The 19,893-nt window shown below is 60.3% G+C and carries 21 protein-coding genes; 9 read left to right on the top strand and 12 right to left on the bottom strand.

The window, feature by feature from the left end:
* Position 1 precedes the first annotated feature (1 nt).
* A complete protein-coding gene (locus PMI01S_RS10745; protein ID WP_084319759.1) occupies positions 2-1,156 on the bottom strand; it encodes an MFS transporter in 1,155 nt (384 codons plus the stop codon).
* Positions 1,157-1,435: 279 nt separating this feature from the next.
* On the opposite strand from PMI01S_RS10745, the gene sstT reads away from it, so the two are divergent.
* The gene (sstT, locus tag PMI01S_RS10740; protein ID WP_084319758.1) at positions 1,436-2,668 is read left to right on the top strand and encodes a serine/threonine transporter SstT; all 1,233 of its coding nucleotides are present in this window, start codon (positions 1,436-1,438) and stop codon (positions 2,666-2,668) included.
* Between the two features lie 481 nt (positions 2,669-3,149).
* Here sstT and PMI01S_RS10730 read toward each other — a convergent pair whose 3' ends face one another.
* From PMI01S_RS10730 to PMI01S_RS10710, 5 genes are read right to left on the bottom strand one after another with little or no spacing between them, the layout of a single operon-like run.
* Positions 3,150-3,659, bottom strand: a complete 510-nt coding sequence (locus PMI01S_RS10730) for a DUF1993 domain-containing protein (protein WP_084319757.1) — start codon at positions 3,657-3,659, stop codon at positions 3,150-3,152.
* A 40-nt stretch (positions 3,660-3,699) separates the two neighbouring features.
* On the bottom strand, positions 3,700-5,220 hold the full coding sequence (locus PMI01S_RS10725) for an ArnT family glycosyltransferase (protein WP_084319756.1): 1,521 nt from the start codon (positions 5,218-5,220) through the stop codon (positions 3,700-3,702).
* Between the two features lie 3 nt (positions 5,221-5,223).
* Positions 5,224-5,502: a lipid-A-disaccharide synthase N-terminal domain-containing protein gene (locus tag PMI01S_RS10720; RefSeq protein WP_084319755.1), complete on the bottom strand. Its 279-nt coding sequence runs from the start codon at positions 5,500-5,502 to the stop codon at positions 5,224-5,226.
* Positions 5,499-6,239 carry a glycosyltransferase family 2 protein gene (locus tag PMI01S_RS10715; RefSeq protein ID WP_084319754.1) on the bottom strand — a complete coding sequence of 247 codons (741 nt, stop codon included), beginning with the start codon at positions 6,237-6,239 and terminating at the stop codon, positions 5,499-5,501. Before PMI01S_RS10715 ends, PMI01S_RS10720 begins: the two co-directional genes overlap by 4 nt.
* Before the next feature lie 46 nt (positions 6,240-6,285).
* Positions 6,286-7,263, bottom strand: a complete 978-nt coding sequence (locus PMI01S_RS10710; protein WP_084319753.1) for an NAD-dependent epimerase — start codon at positions 7,261-7,263, stop codon at positions 6,286-6,288.
* A gap of 311 nt (positions 7,264-7,574) precedes the next feature.
* Between PMI01S_RS10710 and PMI01S_RS10705 the strand changes: the two genes are divergently transcribed.
* Positions 7,575-8,222, top strand: a complete 648-nt coding sequence (locus tag PMI01S_RS10705; RefSeq protein WP_084319752.1) for a YceH family protein — start codon at positions 7,575-7,577, stop codon at positions 8,220-8,222.
* 130 nt (positions 8,223-8,352) lie between these two features.
* On the opposite strand, the gene PMI01S_RS10700 is transcribed toward PMI01S_RS10705, so the two are convergent.
* Both PMI01S_RS10700 and PMI01S_RS10695 read right to left on the bottom strand, forming a co-directional pair.
* Positions 8,353-8,871 carry a cupin domain-containing protein gene (locus PMI01S_RS10700; RefSeq protein WP_084319751.1) on the bottom strand — a complete coding sequence of 173 codons (519 nt, stop codon included), beginning with the start codon at positions 8,869-8,871 and terminating at the stop codon, positions 8,353-8,355.
* Positions 8,872-9,119: 248 nt separating this feature from the next.
* Entirely contained in the window at positions 9,120-9,938 is an 819-nt protein-coding gene (locus PMI01S_RS10695) for a shikimate 5-dehydrogenase (protein WP_084319750.1), read from the bottom strand.
* Positions 9,939-10,185: 247 nt separating this feature from the next.
* Here PMI01S_RS10695 and PMI01S_RS10690 point away from each other — a divergent pair, with 247 nt between their 5' ends.
* From PMI01S_RS10690 to PMI01S_RS10680, 3 genes are all read left to right on the top strand, one after another.
* Complete coding sequence (locus tag PMI01S_RS10690; protein ID WP_084319964.1) at positions 10,186-10,554, top strand: hypothetical protein; 369 nt, start codon at positions 10,186-10,188, stop codon at positions 10,552-10,554.
* A 235-nt stretch (positions 10,555-10,789) separates the two neighbouring features.
* Positions 10,790-10,984, top strand: a complete 195-nt coding sequence (locus tag PMI01S_RS10685) for a hypothetical protein (protein ID WP_084319749.1) — start codon at positions 10,790-10,792, stop codon at positions 10,982-10,984.
* A 112-nt stretch (positions 10,985-11,096) separates the two neighbouring features.
* Positions 11,097-11,279 carry a hypothetical protein gene (locus PMI01S_RS10680; protein ID WP_084319748.1) on the top strand — a complete coding sequence of 61 codons (183 nt, stop codon included), beginning with the start codon at positions 11,097-11,099 and terminating at the stop codon, positions 11,277-11,279.
* Here the strand turns inward: PMI01S_RS10680 and PMI01S_RS10675 are convergent.
* On the bottom strand, positions 11,276-12,337 hold the full coding sequence (locus tag PMI01S_RS10675) for an AI-2E family transporter (RefSeq protein WP_084319747.1): 1,062 nt from the start codon (positions 12,335-12,337) through the stop codon (positions 11,276-11,278). The genes PMI01S_RS10680 and PMI01S_RS10675 overlap by 4 nt on opposite strands.
* Positions 12,338-12,500: 163 nt before the next feature.
* Between PMI01S_RS10675 and trhP the strand changes: the two genes are divergently transcribed.
* A complete protein-coding gene (gene trhP / locus PMI01S_RS10670) occupies positions 12,501-13,826 on the top strand; it encodes a prephenate-dependent tRNA uridine(34) hydroxylase TrhP (protein WP_084319746.1) in 1,326 nt (441 codons plus the stop codon).
* Positions 13,827-13,952: 126 nt separating this feature from the next.
* Here the strand turns inward: trhP and PMI01S_RS10665 are convergent, their stop codons facing one another.
* A complete protein-coding gene (locus tag PMI01S_RS10665) occupies positions 13,953-14,816 on the bottom strand; it encodes a LysR substrate-binding domain-containing protein (RefSeq protein WP_084319745.1) in 864 nt (287 codons plus the stop codon).
* Between the two features lie 96 nt (positions 14,817-14,912).
* On the opposite strand from PMI01S_RS10665, the gene PMI01S_RS10660 reads away from it, so the two are divergent.
* Positions 14,913-15,818: a DMT family transporter gene (locus tag PMI01S_RS10660; protein WP_084319744.1), complete on the top strand. Its 906-nt coding sequence runs from the start codon at positions 14,913-14,915 to the stop codon at positions 15,816-15,818.
* 155 nt (positions 15,819-15,973) lie between these two features.
* Here PMI01S_RS10660 and PMI01S_RS31665 read toward each other — a convergent pair whose 3' ends face one another.
* Entirely contained in the window at positions 15,974-16,135 is a 162-nt protein-coding gene (locus tag PMI01S_RS31665) for a hypothetical protein (RefSeq protein WP_159439540.1), read from the bottom strand.
* Between the two features lie 89 nt (positions 16,136-16,224).
* Positions 16,225-16,941 carry a FadR/GntR family transcriptional regulator gene (locus tag PMI01S_RS10655; RefSeq protein ID WP_084319743.1) on the bottom strand — a complete coding sequence of 239 codons (717 nt, stop codon included), beginning with the start codon at positions 16,939-16,941 and terminating at the stop codon, positions 16,225-16,227.
* A gap of 280 nt (positions 16,942-17,221) precedes the next feature.
* On the opposite strand from PMI01S_RS10655, the gene PMI01S_RS10650 reads away from it, so the two are divergent.
* Positions 17,222-18,568, top strand: coding sequence for an MFS transporter (locus PMI01S_RS10650; protein ID WP_084319742.1), 1,347 nt, complete (start codon positions 17,222-17,224; stop codon positions 18,566-18,568).
* A gap of 24 nt (positions 18,569-18,592) precedes the next feature.
* A partial coding sequence (gene gudD / locus PMI01S_RS10645; protein WP_084319741.1) for a glucarate dehydratase occupies positions 18,593-19,893 on the top strand: 1,301 nt, incomplete at its 3' end.

Below are 19,893 nucleotides of genomic sequence, written 5' to 3'. Positions count from 1 at the left end.
GTCAGGCGCAGATTTCGCGGGGTTTGAAGGTCATCAGCGCCATGGCCAGCAGAATCGAAGCCAGGATAAATGCTGCCGCTGCAAAGCCAAGCCCGCCGAGGCCAACGCTGTCGATCACGCGCCCACCGACCATCGCACCCAGACCAATCCCGAGGTTGGCCCCGGCAATGTTCAGCGACGCGGCAAAGGCCGGCGCTTCAGGCGCTGCTTTCATCAAACGCACATGACTGACCAGGAACAACGCCGCCTGTGTCACGCCCCAGATCCCCATCGCCGCCGCCAACCCCAGCGGCGAATGAATGTTCGGCACCAGCGCCACCATGCCGGCAATCATGAAGGCGCAGAACGTCACGGAAGCGATCAGCGGATGACGATCCACCGCACGACCGCCCAGCGAATTGCCGATCAGGCCGACCGCGCCGAAGCCCATCAGGCACCAGCCGACCACCGTGCCATTGAAGCCGGCCAGCCGCTCAAGGATGTCGGCCAGATAGGTGTAAGCGGTGAACATGCCGCTGAACACCAGGATCGACAGCAACACGTGCCCAATCATCAGCGGGCTGCGCAGGATCTTGAACTGTGAACGGAAACTCACCTGATGCTGGTGCAGGCTGGTCTTCGGCAAGTAGATAAACAGCAACAACGCCTTGGCAAACGCGATCACCGCCAGAATGCCAAAGGCACTGCGCCAACCGAATGCATCGGAAATCAGCGTGCCGACCGGAATGCCAAACACCGTGGCGCAGACGATACCGAAACCAATCTTGGCGATGGCGCGCCCGGCGTAGTCCGGCCCGACGATGTCCACCGCCGTCTCACTGGCCAGCGCCCAGAACACCGGCAGCCCGAGCGCGGGGATCAAGCGCGCAACGGCCATCACCCAAATGTTCGGCGCAAATGCCGCGAGGGTGTTGGCCAGGCCGAACATGATCAACACCGAGATGAATAGCTTGCGCCGTTCGAACCGGGCGAAGTACGCGGTCAGGAACGGCCCGAATGCGGCGACGGTGAAAGCGAACAAGGTCACCAGCAAACCCGCTTGCGCGATGGTGACTTCAAGGTCGCGGGCAATCGCCGGCAACAGGCCGACGATGACGAATTCCGTGGTCAGCACCGTGAAACCGGCAGCGGACAACAGAAGGATGGGCAACAGCATGCAGAACTCCAGAAAACGACAACACCAGCGATAGCCCGAAGGCCCACTGGCAGAGATGAAAATGAGGATGCGCAATCTTAACAGAGTGTTTCCAAACGCGGTTGCACGAACCTGCCATTCACGTTTAACAGGCGGGTGGCAGATCGTCACAGGTCTGAAGGATACAGACGACGCTGTGATAAAGTCCGCGCCCTGCGATTCGTACACCCTGTTCATCCGCCCTTTAATGGACGCGATGTCGCGACACACCGCACCTAATAAAATCAGAGATGCCGTTTTATGACCGCTTCATCCCCTTCGCTATTGCAACGCTTGAAACGCTTGAGCCTGGTTACGCAAATCATCATCGGCCTGCTTGCCGGGATTGCCCTGGCGCTGGTTGCGCCCGAGGTGGCGAAGTCCACCGCGTTCATCGGCAAAGTGTTCGTCTCGGCGCTGAAAGCTGTCGCGCCGATTCTGGTATTCGTGCTGGTCATGGCGTCGATCGCCAACCACAAGCACGGCCAGGAAACCCACATCCGGCCGATTCTGTTTCTGTATCTGCTCGGCACGTTTGCCGCCGCGGTGGTCGCGGTCGTGGCCAGCATGATGTTCCCGTCGAGCCTGGTGCTGTCCACCCATGACGTCGCGGTGACGGCGCCGGGCGGTATCAGTGAAGTGCTGCAAAGTCTGCTGCTGAGCGTGGTGGATAACCCGGTCAGCGCGCTGATGAATGCCAACTTCATCGGCATTCTGGCGTGGGCCATCGGCATGGGCATCGCCATTCGCCATGCCGGTGAAACCACCCGAGAAGTACTCGGCGATTTGTCTAACGGCGTGACACTGATCGTGCGTCTGGTGATCCGTTTTGCACCGCTGGGGATTTTCGGCCTGGTGGCTTCGACCCTTGCCACTTCCGGTTTCGGTGCCTTGATCGGTTATGCGCATCTGCTGGCGGTGTTGCTGGGTTGCATGCTGTTTGTGGCACTGGTGATGAACCCGGTGATCGTGTTCTGGAAGCTGCGTCGCAACCCGTATCCGCTGGTGATGATGTGCTTGCGTGAAAGCGGCATCACGGCGTTTTTTACTCGCAGCTCGGCGGCGAACATTCCGGTCAATCTGGAGTTGAGCAAACGCCTGGGCCTGCATGAGGATACTTACTCGGTTTCGATTCCGCTGGGTGCGACGATCAACATGGCGGGGGCTGCGATTACCATCACCGTGCTGACGTTGGCGGCTGTGCATACGCTGGGTATTGTGGTGGACATTCCGACTGCCATTCTGTTGAGCGTCGTTGCGGCGATCTGTGCTTGTGGCGCTTCGGGCGTGGCGGGGGGGTCGTTGTTGCTGATTCCATTGGCGTGCAGCTTGTTTGGCATTCCGAGCGAGATTGCCATGCAGGTGGTAGCGGTGGGTTTCATCATTGGGGTGTTGCAGGATTCGGCGGAGACTGCGTTGAATTCTTCGACTGATGTGTTGTTTACGGCGGCGGCTTGTTTGGGTGAGGACGAGAAGGTTCAGCGTTTGGCGTGATTGGGGGTTGGTGGTTGTTTGGATTGGGGGCATATCCGTTTCTGCGGTAACGGCGGGTATTGGTTCCGCCCTGACGGCGGGCCCGCCGCCATCGGCCATACATGGCCGGGGGCGGCTACCGCGGCATCCCTGCCGCGGTGCCCACTGCGCAGAACCTGCGCCCGGCCTCTCGTGAGGGGGCGTGCACCTCAAGATCAAAAGCGAAAGGCGAGCTAACGCTCGGGCTGATGAGTGGTGAAAATCAAAAGCAAACGCGATTCCCTGTAGGAGCCGGCTTGCTGGCGATAGCGTCCGTCCAGTCAATAAATTTGTTGGATGACCCACCGCCATCGCCAGCAAGCCGGCTCCTACAGGGGGATGTGTACGATCATAGAAACAGGTCGGCTGTCAGGCCGCCTTCGCGAGCAGGCTCACTCCCGCAAGGCCAACAAAAAGCCCGCCAAGGCGCAAACCTTGGCGGGCTTTTTTGTACCGGGGCGGTTTAGAACGCGCCCATGTAATCACGCTTGCCCACTTCCACACCGTTGTGACGCAGCAGCGCATAAGCGGTGGTGACGTGGAAGAAGAACTGCGGCAAGCCGTAACTCAACAGGTAAGCCTGGCCGCTGAAGCGCTTCTCTTTCGGCGTGCCCGGACGAGTAACGATCTCGATGCCTTCCTTGCCATTGATCTGCTCAGGCTTGATCTCGCCGATGTAAGCCAGAACCTTGGTCAACAGCGCTTGCAGCTCGGCGAAGGTGGTTTCAGTGTCTTCGTACTTCGGCACTTCGATCTCGGCCAGACGCGAAGAAACACCCTTGGCAAAATCCACAGCGATCTGAACCTGACGCACCAACGGGAACATGTCCGGGTACAGACGGGCTTGCAGGAAAGCGTTCGGGTCGATGTTCTTGGCGGTGGCGTGGGCTTCGGCCTTGTTCAGAACGTCGCTCAGGGCGGTGAGCATTTGTTTGAAAACCGGAACGGAAGCGTCATACAGGGAAATGGTCATGGCAGTCTCGTGTGGTGACAGGTGTGAAACGTGGGGTCGATTATAGCGATGCACGGTCCCAGGTGAAGCGATAGATATGGGCAGGCGGGCCAGGATGGCAATTGCCGTTATCGGCATCGGCACCGACGATCGACCACTGCGCCCGGGAGGTTTCGCCCAGCTCGCGGGCGGCCTGCGGATTGAAACACTGGCCGAGTTGTTCATTCGGCACCAACGCGTAAGCCTGCGGATGTTCGCGCAGCCATTGCGCTGCTTGCTCCACGGTTGAGCCGGCCATGCCGAAATGCACGATCGGTTGCCTTGCAAACAACCAATGCCCCTCGCGCCAGTTGACCAACACCAGATCGGCGCCCTGGGTCACGGCCGCCGCCTGCGCCATCAACGCTTCGTGGGGATTGTCACCGTCCTTGACCGGCTCGATGAAACCGCGGGCAAACCACAGCGCAAACCAGGCCACGGCCACCCCCTGGAAGATCCGCCAACCGAGCAGACGCCGACGGAACCAGCGCTTGAACAGCCACGGCATCAGCGGCGCGGCGACCAGCACCAGCCCCGGCAGTGCCGGATAGATGTACAACTTGCGCTTGCCGCTGCTCAGGCAGAAGAAAAGCACGACCAGCACCACCCAACCCAGCAGCACCAGCACTCGACCGTCGCGCTTGCGCAATTGCCGGCGCCAGGCGGGAATCAGCCACGGCAACGCGAGCACCAACGGCAACCAATATTGCGGAATCACGTTGACGAAGAAGTACCAGAACGGCTCGCGATGATCCCAGGCCGCGGCATAGCGCCCCGCCGTCTGGCGCAGCAGGATTTCCCGCGCGTAGGCGATTTCGTCAGCGCCGCCATTGAGCGCGATGGACAGCGCCAAGGGCAGCAGCCAGATGGCAACGGCGCCCAGCACCACCACAAAACCCATCCACCATTTGCGCGCCTCGCCCGGCATCGCCACCACGCCAGGCCAGCCTTTGCGCACCGCGTAGGCATACGGAATCAGCATCAACGCCGGCACGAAGCCGACCCCTTTGGTGATCACGCCGATCCCCATGGCGGCGCATCCAGCGTAAAACCAGCGCCAGGCAGGCCCGAGCAGCAGATGACGGGTCAGGCCGTACAGGCCCAGCGAGGTGAACAGAATCAGAAAACTGTCGATCTGGCCGGTCCGCAGAATGCTGTAGGTCTGATAGGTTGCCAGGTACAACAGCGCCGCGGTTCGACCGGCACGCCGGTTCCAGAGTCTGCGGCCCAGGTCGTAGAGCATGGCCGTGACCGAGGTGGCGGACAGCAACCCCGGAATGTAAAGGGCAATGGCGGGCATCCCGGTGATCCAGGTGAAAAACGCCACGGTCCACATGAATATCGGTGGTTTATCGCCGTAAATCTCCGCGGCGCGATGGGGAATCAGCCACGAACCGCTGTGCAGCATCTCCAGCGCCACGCCGAGGAAGCGCTCCTCGTCCACATTCTGCGGCTGGCGCAGACCGAGTCCTGCGCCGACCAGCAACAAAGCAAGCAACATCAGCCCCAGGCATTCGACGCCGGGTGACAGGGTTCGGCGCATGGGTCAGTCCTTCAAGGTTTTGCTGCGGGCAATCAATTGCAGGTTGCGCAAGTAAACGATAGAGCCGAACGCCTGCCCGGCGATGAACACCGGGTCCTGTCGGTAAACCGCGTAGGCGAACAACAACGCGCTGCCGATGATGCTCAGGTACCAGAAGCTCACCGGAATCACACTGCGCTTTTTGTATTCGCTGTACAGCCACTGCAGGACAAAGCGGCCGGTAAAGGCGATCTGGCCACTGAAACCGACCACCAGCCACAGGGTTTCGCGGGACAGGTTCATCCTTCGATCTCCTGCGCGTGGGTGTTCAAACGCGTGCGCCTGATCAGCCACCAGACGCCGATCAGGTCGAGTATGCCGACCAGCGCACGGTCAATGTTGCCGTATTTGGACACCCCGGCCGTACGCGATCGATGGTTGACCGGATGGGTGATCATGCGACCGTTGTGGCGCTGGATCAGCGCGGGAATGTAGCGGTGCATATGGTCGAAATACGGCAAACGCAGAAACGCCGCACGCTGGATCAGTTTCAGCCCGCAACCGGTGTCCGGCGTCTGGTCCTTGAGCATGCGGCGGCGTATACCGTTGGCAAACCGCGAGGCCCAGCGCTTGCTCGCGGTATCGCGGCGGTTCACCCGATGCCCGGCCACCAACTGCAGGTCGGCGGTGGCTGACTCACTGCGCACCAGCGCCAGCATGCCGGGGATGTCCGCGGGGTCGTTTTGACCGTCGCCATCGAGGGTGGCCAGCCATTGGCCCCGGGCGGCCAGCGCGGCATGGTAGAGCGAAGTGCTCTGTCCCAGCGAACGCTCGTGCCGCAGGATGCGCAACGTGCTCAGGCCGCTGTGCCGGGTGTGTTGCAATGCCTGCAACGTGGCGTCAGTGCTGCCATCGTCGACAACGATCACTTCGTACGCTTCATCCGCCAGCGCAATGTGGATTTCTTCCAGCAGCGCGGGGAGATTGCTCGCTTCGTTCTTGGCCGGAATCAGCACGGATACAAATAGGTCTTGGCTCATAGAGGCCCCTGTTTCCCTGGATTTCTTATGATCGAGGGCCGACGTTTCAAATCTGATAAAAGTGGCGGTACCACTTCACGAATTGCGCAACGCCGGCCTCGACCGTCACTTGCGGACGAAAATCGACCCATTGCGCCAATGCCGAGACGTCTGCCCAGGTCTTGAGCACTTCGCCCGCCTGCATCGGCAGCAAATTGCGTTGGGCTCGCCGGTCCAGGGCCGACTCCAGGCAATCGACGAAATCCAGCAGCGCCACCGGCGTGCCACGCCCGATATTGAAAATCCGGTTCACGCCCTCGTCAGCGCCCTCCGGCAATGGCGGACGTGGACGCAGACGTACGATGCTTTCGACGATGTCGTCGATGTAGGTGAAGTCCCGCGACATCAGGCCCTGGTTGTAAAGATCGATCGGTTTGTCGTTGAGGATCGCTTCGGTGAACTTGAACAGCGCCATGTCGGGGCGGCCCCAAGGTCCATACACGGTAAAAAACCGCAGGCCGCTGGCCTTGATTCCGTACAGATGGCAGTAGCTGTGGGCCATCAGCTCATTGGCACGTTTGGTCGCGGCGTACAGCGACACCGGATGATCGACGGCATCCTCGACGCAGAACGGCATTTTGCTGTTGGTGCCGTACACCGAGCTGCTCGAGGCATAGATCAAATGCTCTGGGCGATGGTGTCGGCAGGCCTCCAGCACATTCAGAAACCCCGTCAGGTTCGATTGCGCATACACGTCCGGGTTGTCCAGCGAGTAGCGAACGCCTGCCTGGGCGGCCAGGTGGATAACCTCGGTGAAGCGGTGCTCCTTGAACAACGCGATCAGGGCAGGTTTGTCGACGATATCCAGCCTCTGGAACTGAAAACCCGACAAGGCACGCAGTTCGTTGAGCCGGGCGTGTTTGAGCTCCACGCTGTAGTAGTCGTTGAGATTGTCGATGCCGACCACTTCAAGACCTTGCTCACACAGGCGCCTGACCGTGTGAAAACCGATGAAACCGGCGGCGCCGGTGACCAGCACGGTCATGAAAGGTACGCGCCGATCAGCGCATTATTACGGGTCGTTCCCAACGTCAGCGTCATGCCTTGCTCCAGGTTGCAGTCAATAAGGCCAGTGACGTCGTCGATACGCTCTGACGCCGCGCCTGTCAGGTGCGGCCGTCATTTCGCGGCCCTGCATACGGTGCCCGCCAGAATGTAAAAATAGCGTTATGGATTGATGTAGCTTTTATGACCATTGCCAGGGTGGCGCGACGAATTCAGTTGCCATTGGCGCACGCCAATCTAAAGTGCATGCCAGCAGGAGAAGAATATGAACCGGGGTAAGGACGCAGCATCATGAGCACTGAGCAAGAAACGACCTTCGACGAGCCGCGCCTGAACAGCACGGAAATCCGCATTCTCGGTTCGTTGATCGAGAAACAGGCCACCAGCCCGGAAACCTATCCGTTGACCCTCAACGCCCTGGTGATTGCCTGTAACCAGAAAACCAGCCGCGAGCCGGTGATGAACCTCACCCAGGGCCAGGTCGGCCAGAGCCTGCGCGCCCTCGAAGGTCGCGGTTTTACCAAACTGGTGATGGGCAGCCGCGCCGACCGCTGGGAACACAAGGTCGACAAGGCCCTGGAGCTGGTGCCGGCGCAGGTGATCCTGACGGGGCTGCTGTTTCTGCGCGGCCCGCAGACGGTCAACGAACTGCTGACCCGCAGCGGCCGCATGCATGAATTCGAAGATGCCGAACAGGTTGTGCATCAACTTGAACGGTTGATTGCTCGCGGTCTGGCGTTACTGATTCCGCGTCAAGCCGGGCAACGTGAGGACCGTTATATGCATGCGCTGGGTGATCCGGCGGATATCGAAGCGATCCTCGCGGCGCGGCAGAATCCGGTAGAACGTGGTGCCGGCAGCGGTGTTTCCGTGGAGCGGATCGAAGAGCTGGAAGCGCGCATTGCCGCGCTGGAAGAGCGACTGGCACGCCTCGAATAACCAGCGACACAGATCTAAATGTGGGAGCGGGCTTGCTCGCGAAGACGGTGGGTCAGTAAACACTTGTGGCGAAGGACCCACCGCTTTCGCGAGCAAGCCCGCTCCGACATTAGACAGGTGGTGTTGGTCATTACTCGCCGTCCCAGTAATCCACACCATCAGCCTGTCTGGCGACGGCGACGAAGCCCGACGCATTGCCCTGGGCATCGACCTTGAAGTCGTCCATCACCGCGTATTTGCCGGAGTCCGGATACTCGCAAATTTCCGGCGATTGCTGAGTGCTGACTGCCAGGTAGCGCAGCTCGCTGGCGCTGGTGTTGATGATCTGGTGCGCCGCTTCCGGACCGCCCGGCGGGCAGGCGATCACGTCACCGGCACGGATGGGAAAACGCTCGGCGCCGAGACGGATCTCCCCTTCCCCGGCCACCACGTAAAACATTTCCTCATTGACCCGATGGCTGTGAAAAGGACTGCCACGCATCCCCGGTTCCAGCACGTACAAGCGATAGCCAAGTTTTTGCGCGCCCAGTTGCTGACCGACGCGGGCCATCCGCTGTTGATAGCGGCCAGCCGTTTCACCGGTCGGCGCCAGGGCTTCGGGCAGCGGTTCGAGTTCGACCTGATTGAGGTTGAGGATGGCGGGATGCATGGGAAACCTCGTTCACGGTTTTGTTTGTGATGGGCAGGTCTTGGCTTGCTGATGGGGAAGTATAGGCAGGGAAACTGCTGCGACCGACTGGAGACCGAGTTGCGCCCATCGCGAGCAAGCCCGCTCCCACAGAGATCGGTGTCGAACACGAACTTTGTGATCGACCAGAATCCTGTGGGAGCGGGCTTGCTCCGGGCGGCGTTCCGACGAAGGGGCCGGCACAGCCAACCAATAACGGAAGGCAGGCCTCAGCTGCGGGCAAACTCCACCGCTTTCTGGAACTGCTCCTGCGTCGGACGCACCCCGGTATAAAGCACAAACTGCTCCAGCGCCTGGATCGCGATCACCTCCAGCCCGGTGATCACTCGCTTGCCTTCGGCGCGACCGCGCACGATCAGTGGCGTTTCCGAGGGGATCGCCACCACATCGAAGACAGTCTGCGCAGCAGCAATGACGTCGGCGTCAAAGGCCAGTTGATCGGCCTCAGGCCCGCCAGTCATGCCGATCGGCGTGACGTTGATCAGCATCTGCGGCCGCCGGGTGCCCAGCTCGGCTTGCCATTCATAGCCCAGTGACTCCGCCAGGGCACGTCCGGCGCGCTCGTTACGGGCGACAATCAGGCCGTTTTTGTACCCGCCATCGCGCAAGGCGCTCGCCACGGCTTTGGCCATGCCGCCGCTGCCACGCAGGGCAAAAGTCGATTCCTTGGGCACCTGATGGGTTTCCAGCAATTGAGCGATGGCGATGTAATCGGTGTTGTAAGCCTTGAGGTGGCCGTCGGTGTTGACGATGGTGTTGATCGATTGAATGGCGGCGGCGGACGCGTCCAGTTCATCGACCAGCGCAATGCACGCTTCCTTGAACGGCATCGATACGCCACAACCGCGAATGCCCAATGCTCGAATACCGGCGACGGCGCCGGTCAAATCCTGGCTGCGAAAGGCCTTGTAGTAGAAATTCAGACCCAACTGTTCGTACAGATGATTGTGAAATCGCAGGCCAAAGTTCCCTGGGCGCCCCGACAGGGACATGCACAGCTGGGTGTCTTTGTTGGGGTTCATCTGCATGAAAAATCTCCTTTCAATAGCACTTTCAGATGGACGGGATTAGCCATTCCATCGAGATCTGATCGATCATATTGGCGTGCCTGCTCGTGGCAGCGCACGTGGGTAAGGAAGCCGGTACAGACCTTACACAAAATTTACCCAACGGCTGTGCTGATTTTCGAAAAAACGCTGTCTTAGAAGTATCCCCGCGACAATCCTTGGGTCTATTGCAGACGCAAGCGCCGGGTTGAAGAACCGAGGAATGATCATGATCCGTAAAATCCCCACAGTTGCCTTGCTGATCGGTGCTCTTGCTATCGCAGGGCAGGCAGAGGCTGGCGGCGGTCACGGTTGGCAAGGTCCAGCGGTATTTGGCGCGATCGTTGGCTCGGCCATCGTCGGTTCGGCCATCATCAACAGCAACCGGCCCGTTTATGTCCAGCAACAACCGGTTTATTACCAGCCGCAGCCGGTGTACGTGCAACAACCGCCACCGGTTTACTACCAGCCGGCGCCGGTCTACGTGCAACAACCGGTCTATTACGCCCCGCCGCCGGTCTACTACGGTCCACCCCGTGGCTATTACGGCCCGCCACGCGGTTATTACGGCCCTCCCCACGGTTACGGCCGCTGGTAACAGGCGCACAAGGCCCCGCTTCTATAGCGGGGCTTTTTTATGCCCGTTCGTCGGTTAAGGTCTGAAAAAATCTCGCCAAGGTCGCTATCGGGACAGTCCCACAGGTTCAAGCGGGCAAGATTGACTCAAGCGCCCTTCCCCTGCGCCGGGGGAAACGGTCATGTTTATGTCATGTCAGGTCCGCAAGCTTGGATCTGTCCGTCAACAACAGGTTGATAACAACAAGGACGACCTTATGCCCACGCAAAACCCGCATCGCGATATCAGCTTGTGCACCTCCAGCAAGGTGTACAACGCCCTGACCGAACTCAAGCACCTGGAAGGCCATCGCAGCGCCAAGTTTCTTTCGCTGCTGGCCGAAAACCTGGTGCGCAAAGGCCTGCTCAACGAGCACGAAGTGGTCCACATGCTGGATCTGGTGGTCGACTGACAGACAGACGGTCGTTTGGGGCCACTGGCGTCAATGACGACTATCGAAAGCGTTGATTTCTCGTTCAAGCGCCGGGTCCGTAAGGTAGCTCCATAGATTGATGGAGGTACTTATGTCCCAGGTTCAGATCATGTCCGTTATCGGCAGCGCCGTTCCCGCCCCGCTTAGAGAGCTAGGATTGCTCGCCTGTTGGTATCTGGTGCAGGACGGCGAACCGATCAGCGGCCCAATCACCTCGCTTAACGCCGCCAAGGCACTGTCGCAGAGCCTCGACAGCGGTCGACTCAGCGCCTAAGGCAGCTGCACCCGCGGCTTGGTTTCGATGAAAATCGCCCAGCTCGACATGAACAGCGCCGCGATCAAGGGCCCGATGACGAAGCCATTGAGTCCGAAAATCGCCAGGCCGCCCAAGGTCGAAATGAGGATGAGATAGTCCGGCATCTTGGTGTCCTTGCCCACCAGGATCGGTCGCAGCACGTTGTCCACCAGGCCGATCACGAACACGCCGAACAACCCCAGTACCACGCCCTGCCAGATCGCTCCGGTGAACAGGAAAAACGCCGCCACCGGCGCCCAGACAATCCCCGCACCCACCGCTGGCAACAGCGATAGAAACGCCATCAACACCGCCCAGAGCAACGCGCTCGGGATGTCCAGAAACCAGAAAATCAAACCACCGAGGGCGCCCTGCGTGATGGCCACCAGCAAGTTACCTTTCACCGTGGCGCGCACCACGCGGTTGAACTTGAGTTGCAAGCGGCGTTTCTGGTGTTCCTCCAGCGGCACGGCAGCGCGAACCTTGCGTGCAAGCTCTGCACCGTCGCGCAAAAAGAAGAACAGCAGATAAAGCATGATGAAAAACCCCACCACGAAATCAAACGTACCCTGCCCGAAACTGAATACCTGTGTGGCGACAAACTCGTTGCCCGACACCGCACTCTTGATGATCTTCTCCCGCAGCCCGTCCAGCTCACCGACCCCGGCCCGATCGAGCAATTGCTGAAAGTACGGCGGCAGGCTGTGCTTGAAATGGGTCACGTACCCCGCGATGTCCAGTTCGCCGCTTTCGATGCTTTTGTACAGCGCAGCCCCCTCTTGAACCAGCAGGATACTGAGGATGATCACCGGCAGAATGGCGATGATCAGGCAGATGCTCAGGGTGAGCAGCGACGTCAGGTTGCGTTGCCAGCCGAACTTCAGTTGCAGACGACGTTGCAGTGGCGAGAAGAGAATGCCGAGGATCACCGCCCAGAACACCGCGCCGTAGAACGGCAGCAAAATCCAGATAAACGCCGCGGTCACCAGCCCAAGCAGAATCACCAGCGATTTGTTTTGTACCGTCTCTTCGTTCATGTCCGATCCATGTCAGTCCGCAGGGACGCGATATCGCGTCCTGATGCTTAGTCCGCCACGGTTCGCGCGAGTGCCATCCGCTTGTTCATCAAGCATAGATCCAGATCAATGAAACCTGCGGCCAAGCCGATTACCCTCGCGGACTTTTGCGATCGACCCGCCCATGACCCTCGCCACGCCAGAACTGCTCGCCCCCGCCGGCACCCTGAAAAACATGCGTTATGCCTTCGCCTATGGCGCCGATGCGGTGTATGCCGGCCAGCCGCGCTACAGCCTGCGGGTACGCAACAACGAATTCGATCACGCCAACCTGGCGCTCGGCATTCGCGAGGCCCAGGCCCAGGGCAAGCGCTTCTACGTGGTGGTGAACATCGCCCCGCACAACGCCAAGCTCAAAACCTTTCTCAAGGATCTGGAGCCCGTGATCGCCATGGCTCCGGATGCGCTGATCATGTCCGACCCCGGCCTGATCATGCTGGTGCGCCGACACTTCCCGCAGATGCCGATCCATCTGTCGGTGCAGGCCAACACGGTGAACTGGGCGAGCGTCGAGTTCTGGCAACAACAGGGCTTGAGCCGCATCATCCTGTCCCGTGAGCTGTCCCTGGAAGAAATCGCCGAAATCCGCCAGCAAGTGCCCGCCATGGAGCTGGAAGTGTTCGTTCACGGCGCGTTGTGCATGGCCTACTCCGGCCGCTGCCTGTTGTCGGGTTACATGAACAAACGCGATGCCAATCAGGGCAGTTGCACCAACGCCTGTCGCTGGAAGTACTCGGCGCAAGAAGCCACGCAAAACCAGCTCGGCGAAATCGTGCAGACCTTCCAGCCCGAACCGACCCTGGGGATTGGCGCACCGACCGATCAGGTGTTCCTGTTGCGGGAAGCCAATCGTCCGGATGAACTGATGCCGGCGTTCGAGGACGAACACGGCACCTACATCATGAACGCCAAGGACCTGCGCGCCGTGCAGCATGTCGAGCGTCTGACGCAGATGGGCGTGCACTCATTGAAAATCGAAGGCCGGACCAAATCCCATTTCTATTGCGCACGGACCACTCAGGTGTATCGCCAGGCAATCGACGATGCGGTGGCCGGTCGCGCATTTGATCGCAGCCTGATGACCGATCTGGAATCCCTCGCTCAGCGCGGTTACACCGAAGGTTTTCTGCGTCGGCATGTGCATGACGAATACCAGAACTATCAGAACGGCAGCTCGGTGTCGGAACGACAGCAGTTTGTCGGTGAGCTGACCGGCGAGCGGCGTGACCGCTTGGCGGAGGTCAAGGTGAAGAACCGTTTCGGTCTGGGCGATCACATGGAACTGATGACGCCCAAGGGCAATTTCCACTTCGATCTGCATCAGTTGCAGAACGTCAAAGGCGAGCCCATCGACGTGGCGCCGGGGGATGGGCACACGGTGTACCTGCCGATTCCGGATGCGGTGGATTTGCGGTTTGGGTTGTTGATGCGGGATGTGCGCGAAATGTGATCCGTTGCCCCCCCATAACCCCCTGTAGGAGCCGGCTTGCTGGCGATCCAGGCGACGCGGTCTGTCAAATGAACCGCGTCGCACGCATCGCCAGCAAGCCGGCTCCCACACGGGAGCGTGATGCCGTTACGTGAACTCTTCGCGCAACATCGCCACAAACGCCTCTCGCGCCGGGTGCACCCCGGCGTTTTCATGCCAGTAAAACAGGTTGTCGATGGCCGTCAGCTCAGGGAATTCGTACCCCGCGCAACCGGCGCCCCTGGCGTACTGATCGAACACACCTTTGGGCACCAGCGCTACGCCCGCCCCCGCGCTGACGCAACCCACTATCGCGCCATAACTGGCCAGGCTGACAATCGGCAGCGCCTGCCCTTGGCGCAACAACCAGTGTTCCAGTGCCGCGCGGTAGGGGCAGCCCTGTGGCCACATGAACACGGTTTTATCCTGCAAATCGGCGATATCACGCACCGGGCCCAGGGATGTCGAGGCGATCAACAGCAGCTCCTCGCGGTACATCGGCGTGCGCTTGAGGTGCGCGCGCTCGACATCCACCGCGACGATTGCGCCGTCGAGCCGGTGGCTGACGGTGTCATCCAGCAATTGGCCCCAGGTGCCGGTGGTCAGTTCCAGCGCCACCGCCGGATAACGCTTGTGGAACTTGGCGAGCAAACGCGGCAAGCGCCCGGTGGCCGAGGATTCGATGGCACCGATGCGCAGCGGGCCGGAGGGGTCGGCCGCGGGGTCGACCGCACGCTTGGCCTCCGCCGTGAGCGCAAGAATCTTCGAGGCATAGGCCAGAAACGTCTGCCCCGACGGACTGATGCGCAAGCCACGGCCTTCACGCAGAAACAGCGCGACACCCAACTCCGCCTCCAGCGCCTTGATCCGTGCCGTGATATTCGAGGGCACGCAATGCAGCAACTCGGCCGCACGGGCGATGCTGCCGACATCGGCAACGGTCTTGAACATGCGAATCTGCGCCAGCTCCATACATCACCAAAAGTGAATAGTTGACGCAGTATAAGTCAGTTGTGGCGAGCGCTCCGAGTTCTGATACTCGATGCATCTGTCCACAGGTGCCCGACCATGCAAGCGCTCACACCCCCTTCGCCCGTCAAAATCATTCTGGCCATGGCGTTTGTCGTAGCCTGCTGGGGTTACTCCCCGACCGGCATTCACATCGGCCTGCAAGCCTATGAACCCGGGCATCTGGCTTTGCTGCGGTTCCTGGTGGCCTCTGCGTTCATGGCGATGGTTGCGCTGGTCAAAGGCATCAGTCTGCCGAATCGGCGTGATTTGCCGCTGCTGTTCGGCCTCGGTTTTTTTGCCGTGAGCCTGCATCACGTGGCGATCAACTTCGGCCAGCAAAGTGTCAGCGCCGGTGCGTCCAGTGTGCTGGCGCAAACAACGCCACTGTTCAGCACGCTGCTGGCGCGTTTCGTGTTCAAGGACCGCGTGAGCGTCTGGCGCTGGGGTTGTGTTTTTCTGGGGTTGGTCGGCGTGATGATCGTGGTCGCCGGTGATCGCGGGGTGGGCAGCATCGACGCCCACGGTTTGTTGATCCTGCTGGCGGCGGTGTCCTGGAGTTTTTACTTCGCATTGCAGAAGCACCACTCCGGGCGCTACGACGGACTGACGCTGGTTTGCTACACGGTGTGGTCGGGGACAGCGTTGTTGCTGGTGTACCTGCCGGGGTTGGCGACACAAGTACTCAGCGCACCAATGCATGTGCAATTGGCGGTGGTGGCGTTGGGCGTGTTTCCCAGTGCGCTCGCTTACCTGGCCTGGGCGTTTGTGTTGGCACATGTTGATTTGAGCCGGGCGACGATGACGCTGTATCTGGTGCCGCCAACGGCGATGGCGATGGCCTCGGTTGCGTTGGGGGAGCGGCCGACGGTGATGATTGTTGTGGGGGCGATGGTGGTGTTGGTCAGTGTCTTGGCGTTGAATCTGGAGCGGCGGTGGGTGGTGATTCGAAGAGCGAGTGCCTGACACCGGATTAGTCTTGATTCGTCTGGCGTCTTCGCGAGCAAGCCCGCTCCCACAGGGGAATGCATTTCAATGTGGGAGCGGGCTTGCTCGCGATGAACGATGACGCGGTCAACCTGCCCTGCACAAAAAACCCGGCACACACTGGCCGGTTCTGTTCAGCGCCTGTCATCGGACAGCGGCGTGGGTTCATCCGGCGGAGGCACGTCCTCCTCCGCGCCGGGCTCCATCCAGTCTTCAGGCTGATCAGGCTCTGCGCCGTCCGGGTCCCGTGCAGGGTCCATGCCGGGTGGAGCATCGTGATCCATTGAGTTAGCCATGACGCACCTCATTGATGAGGTCCAGTAAATCCGGGCCGTACTCGTTGGAAGCAGGCGCGCGAATCGCGTGCTATCGAACAGACAAATGGTTAACCGCGATCAGCGAGAAACCGATCCCGGCTGTTGCTCAGGTGTAACCACATGGCCGCCCGCGCCGCATCCGCATCCTGACGCTTGATGGCATTGAGAATCGCCTCGTGCTCAAGGTTGGCGAGGTGCCCCAGCTTGCTCAAATCCGCCGCGCCGCGCTCGGCGGCATTGACCCGGGTCCGGGGAATCATGGCGCTGCCCAGGTGCTGCATGATTTCGGTGAAGCAGACGTTGCCGGTCGCTTCCGCGATCAGCAGGTGAAAACGCTTGTCGGCTTCGACGCAGCTGTCGTTGTTGGCGAGCAGGCTTTGATAGTTGTCCAGCGCTTCGCGCATCTGCGCCAGTTGCTGATCCGTGCGTCGCATGGCCGCCAACGCGGCGGCCTGGGTTTCGAGGCCCATGCGCAATTCCAGAATGCTGCGCACCCCCAGCGCGGTGTCGACATTCAGTCGCAGCCCCTGCTCCGGCGCGCGCTCGATAACGAACGTGCCGATGCCGTGCCGGGTTTCCACCAATCCGGACGCCTGCAATTTCGAGATCGCCTCGCGCACCACGGTGCGACTGACGCCGTGCTCCTGAACAATCGTGTTCTCCGAGGGCAGCTTGTCCCCCGGCAACATCTGGCCGAGCAGGATGCTCTGGGTCAGTTTGGCGACCAGGTCGTGGGCCAGGTTGTGGGTGCGCTTGCGGGCAGGCGCGTCGAGGTCTTCTTGCATGGCGGTCATCCGGAAGCAGGCTAAGCGGATCGTAGCACTGCCGCTGAGCAGAATCTCAATAAAACAGCCTCAAACTTGTATGACAACGCTCAACAAAACGGGTATTCAAGGTAAGAAGCCAACACACAAACATTTCTCAAAATGAGCACAAACCACCAAACAATCCATATTTTACTGGCTAAATCCTCTTGCAGGATGAAAATTCGCAGTTGTATGATGTCTATCAACAAAGCAGCATCAGCAACACCCCGCATAAAAATAATCAGTGGGAGAAAACCAAGTGAATACATCCATCTCCGGGATGCACGACGGCGCCGATCCGGTCCTGAAGTCCGCCATCTCGAAAGTGAAACGCCACGTCCTACCGCTGTTCGTCATCATGTTCATCGTCAACTACATCGACCGCGTGAACATCGGCTTCGTCCGCGCCCACATGGAACATGACCTGGGCATCGGCGCTGCCGCCTACGGCCTCGGTGCCGGTCTGTTCTTCATCGGTTACGCGCTGTTCGAAGTTCCCTCCAACATCCTTCTGCAAAAAGTCGGCGCGCGAATCTGGCTGACCCGCATCATGCTGACCTGGGGTCTGGTGGCCGCCTGCATGGCGTTCATCCAGAACGAAACCCATTTCTACATCCTGCGATTCCTGCTGGGCGTGGCTGAAGCCGGGTTCTTCCCGGGGGTGATTTACTACTTCACTCGCTGGTTGCCTGGCGTTGAACGCGGCAAGGCCATTGCGATTTTCCTCAGCGGTTCGGCCATTGCCTCACTGATCTCCGGCCCGTTGTCCGGGTTGCTCTTGCAAATCAGCGGGTTCGGCATGCACGGCTGGCAATGGATGTACTTCATCGAAGGCATGTTCTCGGTCGGGTTGTGCGTGTTCGTCTGGTTCTGGCTGGACTCCAAGCCCCATGACGCCAAATGGCTGAGCCGCGAAGAACAAGACGCACTGGTCAAAGCCATCGACGACGAACAACTGGCCCGCGAAGCCGCGACGCCGATCAAACCGTCGCTGGGCAAGCTGCTCAAGGATCGCCAGATCATCCTGTTCTGCCTGATCTATTTCTTCATTCAGCTGACCATCTACGCCGCGACCTTCTGGCTGCCGAGCATCATCAAGAAGATGGGCGACCTCAGCGACATTCAGGTCGGGTTGTTCAACTCGATTCCGTGGCTGCTGTCGATCGTCGGCATGTACGCCTTCGCTTCGCTGTCGGCGAAATGGAAACACCAGCAAGCCTGGGTCGCCGCTGCCCTGCTGATCGCGGCGGCGGGGATGTTCATGTCCACCACCGGCGGGCCGATCTTTGCCTTCGTGGCGATCTGCTTCGCAGCACTGGGTTTCAAATCCGCTTCGTCGCTGTTCTGGCCGATTCCCCAGGCGTACCTCGATGCACGGATCGCCGCGGGCGTGATCGCGCTGATCAACTCGGTGGGCAACCTCGGCGGCTTCGTCGCGCCGACCACCTTTGGTTTGCTCGAAGAGCACACCGGTTCGATTCAGGGCGGACTGTATGGCCTGGCCGCCACGTCGATCATTGCCGCGATCATCGTCTTCGCCGCCCGTAATACCCCGAAAACTGCACCGGCCGTTGCGCTGGGCAAACCAACGCCTGAACACGCCTGAGCCCCGGTCTACAAGGATAAGAATATGAACGCACAAGACACCGCAAATGCCCCGATCATCACCAGCATGCAGGTCGTTCCGGTGGCCGGTCACGACGGCATGCTGCTCAATCTCAGCGGCGCGCACGGTCCGTTTTTTACCCGAAACATCGTGATCCTCAAGGACAACGCCGGGCGCACCGGCGTCGGCGAAGTGCCCGGCGGCGAGCGTATTCGCCAGACGCTGGAAGATGCGCGCAGCCTGGTGGTCGGCAGCCCGATCGGTACGTACCAGAAGATCCTCAATCAAGTGCGCCAGACCTTCGCTGACCGCGATGCCGGCGGCCGCGGTTTGCAGACGTTCGACCTGCGCATCACCATCCATGCCGTTACCGGCCTGGAAGCGGCGTTGCTCGACTTGCTCGGTCAGCATCTGGACGTGCCGGTCGCCGCCCTGCTCGGCGAAGGCCAGCAGCGCGATGAAGTGAAGATGCTCGGTTATCTATTTTATGTCGGTGACCGTAATCAGACTGACCTGGCCTATCGCAGCGAACCGGACGCCGACAACGACTGGTTCCGCGTGCGTCACGAGAAGGCCATGACCGCCGACGCCGTGGTGCGTCTGGCGGAAGCTGCCCACGCCCGTTACGGCTTCAAGGATTTCAAACTCAAGGGCGGCGTGCTCAGTGGTGATGAAGAAATCGAAGCGGTGACCGCACTGGCCGAACGCTTCCCGGATGCGCGCATCACCCTCGATCCGAATGGCGCCTGGTCGCTGAAAGAAGCGATTCGTTTGTGCCGGGACCAGCATCATGTTCTGGCCTACGCCGAAGACCCCTGTGGCGCGGAAAACGGTTACTCGGGCCGCGAAGTCATGGCTGAGTTCCGCCGCGCCACGGGCCTGAAAACCGCGACCAACATGATCGCCACCGATTGGCGGGAAATGGGCCACGCGATCCAGTTGCAATCGGTGGACATCCCGCTGGCTGACCCGCACTTCTGGACAATGCAAGGTTCGGTTCGCGTGGCGCAGATGTGCCACGAATGGGGCCTGACCTGGGGCTCGCACTCCAACAACCACTTCGACATTTCCCTGGCGATGTTCACCCACGTCGCAGCCGCCGCACCGGGCGACATCACCGCCATCGACACCCACTGGATCTGGCAGGACGGCCAGCGCCTGACCAAAGCCCCGCTGCAAATCGTCGACGGTTGCGTACAAGTGCCGAAGAAGCCGGGGCTCGGGATTGAACTGGACATGGACCAACTGGCCAAGGCCCATGAGCGGTACAAAGGCATGGGGCTGGGTGCGCGGGATGACAGCGTGGCAATGCAGTTTCTGATTCC

It is taken from the genome of Pseudomonas migulae NBRC 103157, from assembly GCF_002091715.1.
GTDB classification, from domain to species: Bacteria; Pseudomonadota; Gammaproteobacteria; order Pseudomonadales; family Pseudomonadaceae; genus Aquipseudomonas; species Aquipseudomonas migulae_A.
The sequence above is the reverse complement of the archived record's forward strand: the minus strand, read 5'-3'. Positions and strand labels throughout refer to the sequence as shown.